Genomic DNA, 12,221 nt, shown 5'->3' on the forward strand with positions numbered 1-12,221 from the left:
CGAAATGCTGGGTTAAATGGGTGGGCGCCTTTCACGCTGCAAATGCGTTGTCTGCATCCCTCAACCCCGGTTATTTACTGATGTAAGCCAGGTAGCCCGGCTAAGCGAAGCGCCGCCGGGTTCTTCCTTGGCCATGCTCCGCTTATTGGGGCTACGGCTTAATGCTTTTCCCAACCGGTCTGCTGGGCGCTAAAGCCGAGCGCCTGCATAAAGGCCGCCATCACGCCGCGGTCTTCCACCCCGCGGTCGGCGACGCGCCAGCTATTGATCGCCGGGTTATCACGCAATGTCTCTTCCACTAAATATTGCCCGACGCCGCGGCGGCGGGTCACTTCACGCACGCACAGATCGCTGAGCTCACCTTCGACGCCGCGCAGGGTAACGCGCACAGCGCCCAACAGGCGCTCGTTAAAGCGGGCGGCATAGAGACGATGGTTTTCATCCAGGGTCAGCGTCGACAGATCCTGCGACGGCCAGATTTTCCCCAGATCAATGCGATCCTGATCGCTGAAGTGCTGTAAACGGATAATAGTCAGTTTCATGGGCGGCAAGTCCAGTGCAAAACAGAGGCGCCAGTGTACCCAAAATTGCTGTCTGGCGGAGCGCTGTTTTTTGCGCATACATCAGGGGATTCGTTTTCCTGGCGTTGTTGGGGTAGCGCAATCCGTCATGGATCGAAAAATAAGCAGGATTTTAACCTAATGTGCAGCGTTTTATTCCGCCTTATGTATCGTTATTTTATGCTGCCGCATGGACTTTTTTTTGTTTATCTTCAGCAAAATACAGAATATTATCTTTGCTTAATCGACTGAAAAATAGAGATTTTAATCTGTTTTTTAGTGAAAAGCTGCGCTAAACCATTAAACTCAATGGTAAAAATGGCGTTGTTTAATAAAAGCACAGAATGCTTTTTAACCATAAAAATACAAAACATTTACACCACATCACGAACGGGGTTCTGCAGCATGAAAAGGAACGCGAAAACCATCGTCGCGGGCATTGTCGCATTAGCGATGTCGCACGTGGCGATGGCCAAGGATATTAAGGTCGCCGTGGTCGGCGCGATGTCGGGTCCGGTGGCCCAGTGGGGCGACATGGAGTTCAACGGCGCGCGTCAGGCGATTAAAGACATCAACGCCAGCGGCGGTATTAAGGGCGACAAGCTGGTGGCCGTCGAATATGACGACGCCTGCGATCCGAAGCAAGCGGTCGCGGTGGCCAACAAAATCGTCAACGACGGTATTCAGTACGTTATCGGCCACCTGTGCTCCTCTTCCACCCAGCCGGCTTCCGATATCTATGAGGATGAAGGCATCCTGATGATCTCCCCGGGAGCGACCAACCCGGAGCTGACCCAGCGCGGCTATCAGTACATCATGCGTACCGCCGGCCTCGACTCCTCGCAGGGGCCGACCGCGGCGAAATATATCGTCGAGAACGTCAAACCGCAGCGTATCGCCATCATTCATGACAAGCAGCAGTACGGCGAAGGGCTGGCGCGTTCGGTGCAGGACAACCTGAAAAAAGCCGGGGCCAACATCGTCTTCTTTGACGGCATCACCGCGGGCGAGAAAGATTTCTCCGCGCTGCTGGCGCGCCTGAAGAAAGAGAACATCGACTTCGTCTACTACGGCGGTTACTACCCGGAAATGGGCCAGATGCTGCGCCAGGCGCGCTCCGTGGGGCTGAAAACCGTGTTTATGGGGCCGGAAGGGGTCGGCAACGCCTCGCTGTCCAATATCGCGGGCGCCGCGGCGGAAGGGATGCTGGTGACGATGCCAAAACGCTACGATCAGGACCCTGCCAACAGCGCCATCGTCAACGCGCTGAAAGCGGAGAAGAAAGATCCGAGCGGGCCGTATGTCTGGATCACTTACGCCGCGGTTCAGTCGCTGGCGCAGGCGATGGACAGAACCGGCAGCCAGCAGCCGCTGGATTTAATCAAAGATTTGAAAGCGCACGGGGCGAAAACCGTGATTGGGCCGCTGACCTGGGATGAAAAAGGCGATCTGAAGGGATTTGAGTTTGGTGTCTTCCAGTGGCACGCCGACGGCTCTTCGAGCGCGGCGAAATAAGCGCTGAAGATGAGTTATCCCTCCGCCCGCGATCCGCGGGCGGTTTGAAAAAGGTTACCTTATGTCCGAGCAGTTTCTCTATTTTCTGCAGCAGATGTTTAACGGCGTCACGCTGGGCAGTACCTACGCGCTGATCGCCATCGGCTATACGATGGTGTACGGCATTATCGGCATGATCAACTTCGCCCATGGCGAGGTCTACATGATTGGCAGCTATGTCTCCTTCATGATCATCGCCGCGCTGATGATGATGGGTATCGACACCAGCTGGCTGCTGGTCGCCGCCGGCTTCGTGGGCGCCATTGTGATTGCCAGCGCCTACGGCTGGAGCATTGAGCGCGTGGCCTATCGGCCGGTGCGTAATTCCAAGCGTCTGATTGCGCTGATCTCCGCTATCGGGATGTCTATCTTCCTGCAGAACTACGTCAGCCTGACCCAGGGCTCCCGCGACGTGGCGCTGCCGAGCCTGTTTAACGGCCAGTGGGTCGTCGGCCACAGCGACAGCTTCTCCGCGACGATCACCACCATGCAGCTGGTGATCTGGGTGGTGACCTTTATCGCCATGCTGGCCTTGACGCTGTTCATTCGCTACTCGCGGATGGGGCGCGCCTGCCGCGCCTGTGCCGAAGACCTGAAAATGGCGAGCCTGCTCGGCATTAACACCGATCGCGTCATTGCCCTGACCTTTGTCATCGGCGCAGCGATGGCGGCGGTGGCGGGCGTGCTGCTGGGTCAGTTCTACGGCGTGATTAACCCCTACATCGGCTTTATGGCCGGGATGAAGGCCTTCACCGCCGCCGTGCTCGGCGGTATCGGCAGTATCCCCGGCGCGATGATCGGCGGCCTGATCCTGGGTATTGCCGAGGCGCTCTCTTCTGCCTATCTCAGCACCGAATATAAGGACGTGGTTTCCTTTGCGCTGCTTATTCTGGTGCTGTTAGTGATGCCGACCGGCATTCTGGGCCGCCCGGAGGTGGAAAAAGTATGAAACCGATGCAAATTGCAATGGCGCTGCTCTCTGCTGCGATGTTCTTCATTCTGGCGGGCGTCTTTATGGGCGTGCAGCTGGAGCTGAACGGCACCAAACTGGTGGTGGATACCGCCGCCGATATTCGCTGGCAGTGGATCTTCATCGGCACCGCGGTGGTCTTTTTCTTCCAGCTGCTGCGGCCGCTGTTCCAGAAAGCGGTTAAGAACGTCTCCGGGCCGAAGTTTATTATGCCGGCGATTGACGGCTCGACGGTGAAGCAGAAGTTGTTCCTGATAGCCCTGCTGGTGATTGCCGTGGCCTGGCCGTTTATGGTGTCGCGCGGTACGGTGGATATCGCCACCCTGACGATGATCTATATCATTCTCGGCCTTGGGCTGAACGTGGTGGTCGGCCTTTCCGGCCTGCTGGTCCTGGGCTACGGCGGGTTCTACGCCATCGGCGCGTATACCTTCGCGCTGCTGAACCACTATTACGGTCTCGGCTTCTGGACCTGTCTGCCGCTGGCCGGCCTGGTCTCCGCGGCGGCTGGCTTCCTGCTTGGCTTCCCGGTGCTGCGTCTGCGCGGCGACTACCTGGCGATCGTGACCTTAGGCTTCGGCGAGATCGTGCGTATTCTGCTGCTCAACAATACCGAAATCACCGGCGGGCCAAACGGCATCAGCCAGATCCCGAAACCGACCTTCTTTGGCCTCGAATTCAGCCGCAGCGCCCGCGAAGGCGGCTGGGATACCTTCAGCAACTTCTTCGGCGTCAAATACGATCCCTCCGACCGGGTCATTTTCCTCTATCTGGTGGCGCTGCTGCTGGTGGTGCTGAGCCTGTTCGTTATCAACCGCCTGCTGCGGATGCCGCTGGGGCGGGCGTGGGAAGCGCTGCGTGAAGATGAGATCGCCTGTCGTTCGCTGGGCCTGAGCCCGACGCGCATCAAGCTGACCGCCTTTACCATCAGCGCCGCGTTTGCCGGCTTCGCCGGGACGCTGTTCGCCGCGCGCCAGGGCTTCGTCAGCCCGGAATCCTTTACCTTCGCCGAGTCCGCCTTTGTACTGGCGATCGTCGTGCTGGGCGGGATGGGCTCGCAGTTCGCGGTGATCCTGGCAGCTATTCTGCTGGTGGTGTCGCGTGAGCTGATGCGTGACTTTAACGAATACAGCATGTTAATGCTCGGCGGCCTGATGGTGCTGATGATGATCTGGCGTCCGCAGGGGCTTCTGCCAATGACGCGCGTGCAGTTGAAGCTGAAAAACGGTCAGGCGAAAGGAGAGCAGGCATGAGTCAGCCATTATTATCCGTCAGCGGCCTGATGATGCGTTTCGGCGGTCTGCTGGCCGTCAACAATGTGTCGCTGGAGCTCAAAGAGCGCGAGATCGTCTCGCTGATCGGCCCCAACGGCGCCGGGAAGACCACCGTCTTTAACTGCCTGACCGGTTTTTACAAGCCCACCGGCGGCACCATTCTGCTGCGCGACCAGCATCTGGAAGGGCTGCCAGGCCAGCAGATTGCCCGGATGGGCGTGGTGCGGACCTTCCAGCACGTGCGCCTGTTCCGCGAAATGACGGTCATTGAAAACCTGCTGGTGGCGCAGCATCAGCAGCTGAAAACCGGGCTCTTCTCCGGCCTGCTGAAAACGCCGGCCTTCCGTCGGGCGCAGAGCGAAGCGCTGGACCGCGCGGCCACCTGGCTTGAGCGTATCGGCCTGCTGGAGCACGCTAACCGGCAGGCCAGCAACCTGGCCTATGGCGACCAGCGCCGGCTGGAGATTGCCCGCTGCATGGTGACCCAGCCGGAAATTCTGATGCTCGATGAACCGGCGGCGGGGCTGAACCCGAAAGAGACCAAAGAGCTGGACGAGCTTATCGCCGAGCTGCGTAACCATCACAACACCACCATCCTGCTTATCGAACACGATATGAAGCTGGTGATGGGCATTTCCGATCGCATCTACGTCGTGAACCAGGGGACACCGCTGGCCAACGGGACGCCGGAAGAGATTCGTAATAACCCGGACGTGATCCGCGCATACCTTGGTGAGGCATAAGATGGAAAACGCGATGTTAACTTTTGACAACGTCAGCGCCCACTACGGCAAGATTCAGGCGCTGCACAACGTCAGCCTGCATATCAAACAGGGCGAGATCGTCACGCTTATCGGCGCCAACGGCGCGGGGAAAACCACCCTGCTCGGCACGCTGTGCGGCGATCCGCGCGCCTCCAGCGGGCGTATTGTCTTTGACGGTAAGGATATTACCGACTGGCAGACGGCGAAGATCATGCGCGAGGCGGTGGCGATCGTCCCGGAAGGGCGGCGCGTCTTTTCGCGAATGACGGTGGAAGAGAACCTGGCGATGGGCGGTTTTTTTGCCGACCGCGATCAGTTCCAGACCCGCATCAAATGGGTGTATGAGTTGTTTCCGCGTCTGCACGAGCGCCGTATCCAGCGCGCCGGCACCATGTCCGGCGGCGAACAGCAGATGCTGGCCATCGGCCGCGCCCTGATGAGCCAGCCGCGTCTGCTGCTGCTGGATGAACCGTCGCTGGGGCTGGCGCCGATCATCATTCAGCAGATCTTCGATACCATCGAGCAGTTGCGCGAGCAGGGGATGACTATCTTCCTGGTTGAGCAGAACGCCAACCAGGCGCTGAAGCTGGCCGATCGCGGCTACGTGCTGGAGAACGGCCACGTGGTGCTGGAGGATACCGGCGACGCGCTGCTGGCCAACGAGGCGGTGCGCAGCGCCTATCTCGGCGGTTAATTCATCGCAACCCGGCGTCATTCACTTCGCCGGTTTGTAGCCCGGGCGAGGCGCTTGCGCCGACCCCGGGAGCCGATCGCACAAATATATTTAAAAGAGCCTGTTGGCTCTTTTTTTGTACAGGTATGTTGTACAATAAAAGAGTACAGCTTTGGAGGTTTTTATGAGAACGATTAACTATAGCGAAGCCCGGCAAAATCTGGCCGATGTGCTGGAAAGCGCAGTGACAGGTGTACCTGTGACCATAACCCGTCGTGGGCATAAATCAGCGGTCATCATTAGTGCAGAAGAGTTTGAACGCTACCAGGCGGCCAGAATGGATGATGAGTTCGCGGCTATCATGGCGGTTCATGGTGATGAGATCAGGGAGCTTGCGGATAAATGACGCTGCAGATTATCTCAGCGGAAGAGATAATACAGTTTCACGACAGGCTGCTCCGCGTCACGCCTGGCGTTGCCGGTATGCCCGATCCGGGGCGTGCCGAAGCGATAATGTATAGGGTGCTAAACAAAATTGAATATGAAGGTGTGACAGACGTGTGGCGACTCGCTGCGATGCATCTGCTGGCGATTTCTCGCGGTCATATATTTAATGATGGTAATAAGCGTACGGCACTGTTTATCACCCTGCTTTTTTTAAAGCGAAATGGAATTGTATTGCCGGCGAATCCGGACTTCGTCGGCATGACCGTCGAGGCGGCTGCGGGGCAACTAAGCCTGGAACAGATTGTCGCGCGCTTGCGCGGATGACGGTTAACTCGTAGACCATGCCGGATGGCGGCGTAAACGCCTTATGCGGTTAACCCTCATCACCATTGCCATCCGGCGACGGTGATTATCCGTGTCTCAGCTCCCACTTTACTTCCCCCGTCCTTTCATCGGCTTGTCATCTCTCTGACCCGTTACTATCTTTTTTTTGTAATAAAAAAGTTATTTTTCTGTAATTCGAACATGTCATGTTACCCCGCGAGCATAAAACGCGTGAAATCGCGCATCCGGCACAACAAGAGAGATAACCGATGATATCGTTACGACATACAGCTTTAGGACTGGCGCTGAGCCTGGCTTTTGCCGGTCAGGCCCTGGCGGTTACCACCATCCCGTTCTGGCACTCAATGGAAGGCGAACTAGGTAAAGAAGTGGATTCTCTGGCGCAACGCTTTAACGCGGCCAATCCTGATTACAAAATCGTTCCGGTATACAAGGGCAACTATGAACAGAGCCTGAGCGCCGGTATCGCCGCCTTCCGTACCGGCAACGCGCCGGCGATCCTGCAGGTGTATGAAGTGGGTACCGCCACCATGATGGCGTCAAAAGCCATTAAGCCGGTCTACCAGGTGTTCAGCGAGGCGGGCATCACGTTTGATGAATCGCAGTTTGTGCCGACGGTCGCCGGGTATTACACCGATTCGAAAACCGGCCATCTGCTCTCCCAGCCGTTTAACAGCTCCACGCCGGTGCTGTACTACAACAAAGACGCCTTCAAAAAAGCCGGTTTAGATCCAGAGCAGCCGCCGAAGACCTGGCAGGATCTGGCAGCCTACACCGCGAAGCTGAAAGCCGCCGGAATGAAGTGCGGCTACGCCAGCGGCTGGCAGGGCTGGATCCAGATTGAGAACTTCAGCGCCTGGCACGGCCTGCCGGTGGCGACGAAAAACAATGGCTTTGACGGCACCGACGCGGTTCTTGAGTTCAACAAGCCGGAGCAGGTGAAGCATATCGCGCTGCTCGAAGAGATGAACAAAAAGGGCGATTTCAGCTACTTCGGGCGTAAAGACGAGTCCACCGAAAAGTTCTATAACGGCGACTGCGCCATTACCACTGCCTCGTCCGGCTCGCTGGCCGATATCCGCCAGTACGCCAAATTTAACTACGGCGTCGGCATGATGCCTTACGATGCCGACGTGAAAGGCGCGCCGCAGAACGCCATCATCGGCGGGGCCAGCCTGTGGGTGATGCAGGGTAAAGACAAAGAGACCTACACCGGCGTGGCGAAGTTCCTCGACTTCCTGACCAAACCGGAAAATGCCGCCGAATGGCACCAGAAAACCGGCTATCTGCCGATCACCACCGCGGCCTACGATCTGACCCGCCAGCAGGGTTTCTATGATAAGAACCCGGGCGCCGATATCGCCACGCGCCAGATGCTGAACAAGCCGCCGTTGCCGTTCACCAAAGGCCTGCGTCTGGGCAACATGCCGCAAATCCGCACCATCGTCGATGAAGAGCTGGAGAGCGTGTGGACCGGCAAGAAAACCCCGCAACAGGCGCTGGATTCCGCCGTTCAGCGTGGGAATCAGCTGCTGCGCCGCTTCGAACAAGCGACCAAATCGTAATCTGTAACTTGCCCGGTGGCGCTGCGCTTACCGGGCCTACGATGTGCCTTATGTAGGCCGGGTAGGGCGTAGCCGCCACCCGGCATTGTTCAGGAACCCAATCTCAATGTCATCATCCCGTCCGGTATTCCGCTCGCGCTGGCTGCCCTATGTCCTGGTCGCGCCGCAGCTGATTATCACGCTGATTTTCTTTATCTGGCCCGCGGGCGAAGCGCTGTGGTATTCGCTGCAGAGCGTCGATCCGTTTGGCCTGTCCAGCCAGTTTGTCGGCCTGGATAACTTCGTGGCGCTGTTCCATGACCCGTACTATCTGGACTCGTTCTGGACCACTATCAAATTCAGCGCCCTGGTGACCGTCAGCGGCCTGCTTATTTCGCTCTTTTTCGCTGCGCTGGTCGACTACGTGGTGCGCGGCAGCCGCTTCTATCAGACCCTGATGCTGCTGCCGTATGCCGTGGCCCCCGCGGTGGCGGCGGTGCTGTGGATCTTCCTCTTTAACCCCGGGCGCGGGCTGATCACCCATTTCCTCGGCGAGCTGGGCTACGACTGGAACCACGCGCAGAACAGCGGCCAGGCGATGTTCCTGGTGGTCTTCGCCTCGGTATGGAAGCAGATAAGCTACAACTTCCTGTTTTTCTTCGCCGCGCTGCAGTCGATCCCGCGTTCGCTGGTTGAGGCTGCCGCTATCGACGGCGCCGGGCCAATCCGCCGCTTCTTCAGGCTGGCGCTGCCGCTGATTGCGCCGGTGAGTTTCTTCCTGCTGGTGGTCAACCTGGTTTACGCCTTCTTCGACACCTTCCCGGTGATTGATGCCGCCACCGCCGGCGGCCCGGTGCAGGCGACCACCACCCTGATTTACAAAATCTATCGCGAAGGTTTCGCCGGGCTCGATCTTTCCGCTTCCGCCGCGCAGTCGGTGGTGCTGATGTTCCTCGTCATTATCCTGACGGTGGTGCAGTTCCGTTACGTTGAAAGTAAGGTGCGTTACCAATGATTGAGAACCGTCGCGGGCTGACGATTTTCAGCCACACCATGCTGATTCTGGGCATCGCCGTCATTTTATTCCCGCTGTACGTCGCCTTCGTGGCGGCGACGCTGGATAACCAATCGGTGTTCGAAACGCCGATGACGCTGATCCCCGGCGGACATCTGCTGGAGAACATGAAGACCATCTGGGTGAACGGCGTTGGCGTCAACAGCGCGCCGTTCTGGCTGATGATGCTCAACAGCTTCATCATGGCGTTCGCCATTACGGTGGGCAAAATCGTCGTGTCGATGCTGTCGGCGTTCGCCATCGTCTGGTTCCGCTTTCCGCTGCGTAACCTGTTCTTCTGGATGATTTTTATCACGCTAATGCTGCCGGTCGAGGTGCGTATTTTCCCGACGGTGGAAGTGATCGCCAATCTCAACATGCTCGACAGCTACGCTGGGCTTACGCTGCCGCTAATGGCCTCGGCCACCGCCACCTTCCTGTTCCGCCAGTTCTTTATGACCCTGCCGGACGAGCTGATTGAAGCAGCGCGTATCGATGGCGCTTCGCCGATGCGCTTCTTTCGCGACATCGTGCTGCCGCTGTCGAAAACCAACCTCGCGGCGCTGTTCGTTATCACTTTTATCTACGGCTGGAACCAGTATCTGTGGCCGTTGCTGATTATTCAGGATGTGAATCTTGGCACCGCCGTCGCCGGCATCAAAGGCATGATCGCCACCGGCGAAGGCACTACCCAGTGGAATCAGGTGATGGCGGCGATGCTGCTGACCCTGATCCCGCCGGTTGTCATCGTTTTAGCCATGCAGCGCGCATTTGTGCGTGGCCTGGTCGATAGTGAGAAATAAAATGGCTGGTTTAAAACTACAGGCAGTAAGCAAAAGCTGGGATGGCAAAACCCAGGTGATTCAACCGCTGACGCTGGACGTGGCGGACGGGGAATTTATCGTCATGGTCGGCCCGTCGGGCTGCGGGAAATCAACGCTGCTGCGGATGGTCGCCGGACTGGAGCGGGTGACCAGCGGCGATATCTGGATCGACCGCAAGCGGGTCACCGAGATGGAGCCGAAGGATCGCGGCATCGCCATGGTGTTCCAGAACTATGCCCTTTATCCGCATATGAGCGTGGAAGAGAACATGGCGTGGGGGCTGAAGATCCGCGGCATGGGTAAGGGATTGATCGCCGAGCGGGTGCAGGAGGCGGCGCGTATTCTTGAGCTCGACGGCCTGCTCAAGCGCCGCCCGCGCGAGCTCTCCGGCGGTCAGCGCCAGCGCGTGGCGATGGGCCGCGCCATCGTGCGTGACCCGGCGGTATTCCTCTTCGACGAACCGTTGTCAAACCTCGACGCCAAGCTGCGCGTGCAGATGCGTCTTGAGCTGCAACAGCTGCATCGCCGCCTGAAAACCACCTCGCTGTACGTTACCCATGACCAGGTGGAGGCGATGACCCTCGCCCAGCGGGTGATGGTGATGAATAAAGGCGTTGCCGAGCAGATCGGCACCCCGGTGGAAGTGTATGAGAAGCCGGCCAGCCGCTTTGTGGCGAGCTTTATCGGCAGCCCGGCCATGAACCTGCTGGAAGGGCGCATCAGCGATGACGGCGGTCGCTTTGAGCTGGCGGGCGGCATCCAGCTGCCGACGAATCATGAGCACCGGCGCCACGCCGGGCGTAAAATGACCCTCGGTATCCGCCCGGAGCATTTTATCTTAAGCTCGCAGGCGCAAGGCGGCATTCCGCTGCTGATGGACTCCCTGGAAATTTTAGGCGCCGATAACCTTGCCCACGGGCGCTGGGGCGAACAGAAGCTGGTGGTCAGACTGCCGCACCAGCAGCGCCCGGCGGCAGGCAGCACGCTATGGCTGCATCTGCCTTTGGAACATCTGCACCTCTTTGATGGTGAAACAGGACAACGCGCATGAGTAACTGGCCTTATCCCCGTATCGTCGCCCATCGCGGCGGCGGTAAACTGGCGCCGGAGAACACCCTGGCGGCTATCGACGTCGGCGCTCGCTACGGGCACACGATGATTGAATTTGACGCCAAGCTGTCAAAGGACGGGCAGATCTTTCTGCTGCATGACGATAATCTCGAACGCACCAGCAACGGCTGGGGCGTGGCGGGGGAGCTGCCATGGGACGATCTGCTGAAGGTGGATGCCGGTAGCTGGTTCAGCCGTGAATTTAAGGGCGAGCCGCTGCCGCTGCTCTCCCAGGTGGCGGAGCGCTGCCGCCGTCACGGCATGATGGCGAATATCGAAATTAAACCGACCACCGGCCTTGGGCCGCAGACCGGCAACGTGGTGGCCCTGGCGGCGCGGGAGCTGTGGGCGGGAATGACCGCGCCGCTGCTGTCGTCGTTTGAAATCGATGCCCTGGAAGCGGCGCAGGAAGCCGCCCCCGAGCTACCGCGCGGGCTGTTGCTGGATGAGTGGCGTGAGGACTGGCGGGAGTTGACCACCCGGCTGGGCTGCGTCTCCATTCACCTTAACCACAAGCTGCTGGACGCCGGGCGGGTGGCAAGCCTGAAACAGGCCGGCCTGCATATCCTGGTGTATACCGTTAACAAACCCCAGCGCGCCGCCGAGCTGCTGCGCTGGGGCGTAGACTGCATCTGCACCGATGCCATTGACGTCATCGGGCCCCATTTCCAGCCTTAATAACCGCTGCGCGGCGGCTGGCCTTTACGGGTTGGTCTGCCGCAGCATCCCTCCGTTGTTGTTCGGCAGCACCTGCTGCGGCGGATTGAGATTCCCGCCCTGCGCCGCGCGCTGCTGATTGGTCTGCAGCTGGTTTTGCAGATGCTGCTGCTGGGAGCGAGTCTGATTGTTCAGATTCTGCTTCAGCATGCTCTGTTGCTGCTGTTGCTGCACCTTCATCTCATTTTGCATGCGCTGCTGGCTGGGGACCACGTAACCCGGCTGGTTGGGGTTGTTATCAATATTGATTGGCTGGGCTAAAACGCCGAGCGGCATCAGCGCCGCCAGAAATAACATCGCTTTCATGGTTTTCTCCTCCCGTGCGTGGGATCACTTAAGTGTACCTCGAATCCGCCATAACAATGATTTTTTAGGAGTTATCAAC

The 12,221-nt window shown here is 58.5% G+C and carries 14 protein-coding genes; 12 read left to right on the forward strand and 2 right to left on the reverse strand.

The window, feature by feature from the left end:
* Window positions 1–158: 158 nt before the first annotated feature.
* Window positions 159–542 carry an aspartate 1-decarboxylase autocleavage activator PanM gene (gene panM / locus ABLV52_RS23640; RefSeq protein ID WP_023291228.1) on the reverse strand — a complete coding sequence of 128 codons (384 nt, stop codon included), beginning with the start codon at window positions 540–542 and terminating at the stop codon, window positions 159–161.
* 423 nt (window positions 543–965) lie between these two features.
* Between panM and livK the strand changes: the two genes are divergently transcribed.
* From livK to ugpQ, 12 genes are all read left to right on the forward strand, one after another.
* A complete protein-coding gene (gene livK, locus ABLV52_RS23645) occupies window positions 966–2,075 on the forward strand; it encodes a high-affinity branched-chain amino acid ABC transporter substrate-binding protein LivK (RefSeq protein WP_348890996.1) in 1,110 nt (369 codons plus the stop codon).
* A 61-nt stretch (window positions 2,076–2,136) separates the two neighbouring features.
* Window positions 2,137–3,063: a high-affinity branched-chain amino acid ABC transporter permease LivH gene (gene livH / locus ABLV52_RS23650; protein WP_002920807.1), complete on the forward strand. Its 927-nt coding sequence runs from the start codon at window positions 2,137–2,139 to the stop codon at window positions 3,061–3,063.
* Entirely contained in the window at window positions 3,060–4,337 is a 1,278-nt protein-coding gene (gene livM / locus ABLV52_RS23655; RefSeq protein WP_004202111.1) for a branched chain amino acid ABC transporter permease LivM, read from the forward strand. The genes livH and livM overlap by 4 nt, the downstream gene beginning before the upstream one ends.
* Window positions 4,334–5,101 (forward strand): high-affinity branched-chain amino acid ABC transporter ATP-binding protein LivG, encoded by a 768-nt coding sequence (gene livG, locus ABLV52_RS23660; RefSeq protein ID WP_023291227.1) that lies wholly within the window; start codon window positions 4,334–4,336, stop codon window positions 5,099–5,101. The genes livM and livG overlap by 4 nt, the downstream gene beginning before the upstream one ends.
* A gap of 1 nt (window position 5,102) precedes the next feature.
* The gene (livF, locus tag ABLV52_RS23665; RefSeq protein ID WP_004145133.1) at window positions 5,103–5,816 is read left to right on the forward strand and encodes a high-affinity branched-chain amino acid ABC transporter ATP-binding protein LivF; all 714 of its coding nucleotides are present in this window, start codon (window positions 5,103–5,105) and stop codon (window positions 5,814–5,816) included.
* A 163-nt stretch (window positions 5,817–5,979) separates the two neighbouring features.
* Window positions 5,980–6,201 carry a type II toxin-antitoxin system Phd/YefM family antitoxin gene (locus ABLV52_RS23670; RefSeq protein WP_348890997.1) on the forward strand — a complete coding sequence of 74 codons (222 nt, stop codon included), beginning with the start codon at window positions 5,980–5,982 and terminating at the stop codon, window positions 6,199–6,201.
* A complete protein-coding gene (locus ABLV52_RS23675) occupies window positions 6,198–6,566 on the forward strand; it encodes a type II toxin-antitoxin system death-on-curing family toxin (protein ID WP_348890998.1) in 369 nt (122 codons plus the stop codon). Before ABLV52_RS23670 ends, ABLV52_RS23675 begins: the two co-directional genes overlap by 4 nt.
* Window positions 6,567–6,835: 269 nt before the next feature.
* Window positions 6,836–8,152 carry a sn-glycerol-3-phosphate ABC transporter substrate-binding protein UgpB gene (gene ugpB / locus ABLV52_RS23680; RefSeq protein WP_032454248.1) on the forward strand — a complete coding sequence of 439 codons (1,317 nt, stop codon included), beginning with the start codon at window positions 6,836–6,838 and terminating at the stop codon, window positions 8,150–8,152.
* 106 nt (window positions 8,153–8,258) lie between these two features.
* A complete protein-coding gene (gene ugpA, locus ABLV52_RS23685) occupies window positions 8,259–9,146 on the forward strand; it encodes a sn-glycerol-3-phosphate ABC transporter permease UgpA (RefSeq protein ID WP_032454247.1) in 888 nt (295 codons plus the stop codon).
* Complete coding sequence (gene ugpE, locus ABLV52_RS23690) at window positions 9,143–9,988, forward strand: sn-glycerol-3-phosphate ABC transporter permease UgpE (protein WP_008806976.1); 846 nt, start codon at window positions 9,143–9,145, stop codon at window positions 9,986–9,988. Before ugpA ends, ugpE begins: the two co-directional genes overlap by 4 nt.
* 1 nt (window position 9,989) lies before the next feature.
* On the forward strand, window positions 9,990–11,060 hold the full coding sequence (locus ABLV52_RS23695) for a sn-glycerol-3-phosphate import ATP-binding protein UgpC (protein ID WP_023291224.1): 1,071 nt from the start codon (window positions 9,990–9,992) through the stop codon (window positions 11,058–11,060).
* On the forward strand, window positions 11,057–11,797 hold the full coding sequence (gene ugpQ / locus ABLV52_RS23700; RefSeq protein WP_023291223.1) for a glycerophosphodiester phosphodiesterase: 741 nt from the start codon (window positions 11,057–11,059) through the stop codon (window positions 11,795–11,797). The genes ABLV52_RS23695 and ugpQ overlap by 4 nt, the downstream gene beginning before the upstream one ends.
* Before the next feature lie 24 nt (window positions 11,798–11,821).
* Here the strand turns inward: ugpQ and ABLV52_RS23705 are convergent, their stop codons facing one another.
* A complete protein-coding gene (locus tag ABLV52_RS23705) occupies window positions 11,822–12,142 on the reverse strand; it encodes a DUF2756 family protein (RefSeq protein WP_023291222.1) in 321 nt (106 codons plus the stop codon).
* Between the last annotated feature and the right edge of the window lie 79 nt (window positions 12,143–12,221).

This window comes from Klebsiella sp. GB_Kp056 (assembly GCF_040064755.1).
Classification (GTDB): domain Bacteria; phylum Pseudomonadota; class Gammaproteobacteria; order Enterobacterales; family Enterobacteriaceae; genus Klebsiella; species Klebsiella quasipneumoniae.

What these genes read in the sequence shown, in the direction of transcription:
- panM (WP_023291228.1), bottom strand. Translation starts at nt 542, where the DNA reads ATGAAACTGACTATTATCCGTTTACAGCACTTCAGCGATCAGGATCGC.
- livH (WP_002920807.1), top strand. Translation starts at nt 2,137, where the DNA reads ATGTCCGAGCAGTTTCTCTATTTTCTGCAGCAGATGTTTAACGGCGTC.
- livF (WP_004145133.1), top strand. Translation starts at nt 5,103, where the DNA reads ATGGAAAACGCGATGTTAACTTTTGACAACGTCAGCGCCCACTACGGC.
- ABLV52_RS23670 (WP_348890997.1), top strand. Translation starts at nt 5,980, where the DNA reads ATGAGAACGATTAACTATAGCGAAGCCCGGCAAAATCTGGCCGATGTG.
- ugpE (WP_008806976.1), top strand. Translation starts at nt 9,143, where the DNA reads ATGATTGAGAACCGTCGCGGGCTGACGATTTTCAGCCACACCATGCTG.
- ABLV52_RS23675 (WP_348890998.1), top strand. Translation starts at nt 6,198, where the DNA reads ATGACGCTGCAGATTATCTCAGCGGAAGAGATAATACAGTTTCACGAC.
- livK (WP_348890996.1), top strand. Translation starts at nt 966, where the DNA reads ATGAAAAGGAACGCGAAAACCATCGTCGCGGGCATTGTCGCATTAGCG.
- ABLV52_RS23705 (WP_023291222.1), bottom strand. Translation starts at nt 12,142, where the DNA reads ATGAAAGCGATGTTATTTCTGGCGGCGCTGATGCCGCTCGGCGTTTTA.
- ABLV52_RS23695 (WP_023291224.1), top strand. Translation starts at nt 9,990, where the DNA reads ATGGCTGGTTTAAAACTACAGGCAGTAAGCAAAAGCTGGGATGGCAAA.
- livG (WP_023291227.1), top strand. Translation starts at nt 4,334, where the DNA reads ATGAGTCAGCCATTATTATCCGTCAGCGGCCTGATGATGCGTTTCGGC.
- ugpQ (WP_023291223.1), top strand. Translation starts at nt 11,057, where the DNA reads ATGAGTAACTGGCCTTATCCCCGTATCGTCGCCCATCGCGGCGGCGGT.
- ugpB (WP_032454248.1), top strand. Translation starts at nt 6,836, where the DNA reads ATGATATCGTTACGACATACAGCTTTAGGACTGGCGCTGAGCCTGGCT.
- ugpA (WP_032454247.1), top strand. Translation starts at nt 8,259, where the DNA reads ATGTCATCATCCCGTCCGGTATTCCGCTCGCGCTGGCTGCCCTATGTC.
- livM (WP_004202111.1), top strand. Translation starts at nt 3,060, where the DNA reads ATGAAACCGATGCAAATTGCAATGGCGCTGCTCTCTGCTGCGATGTTC.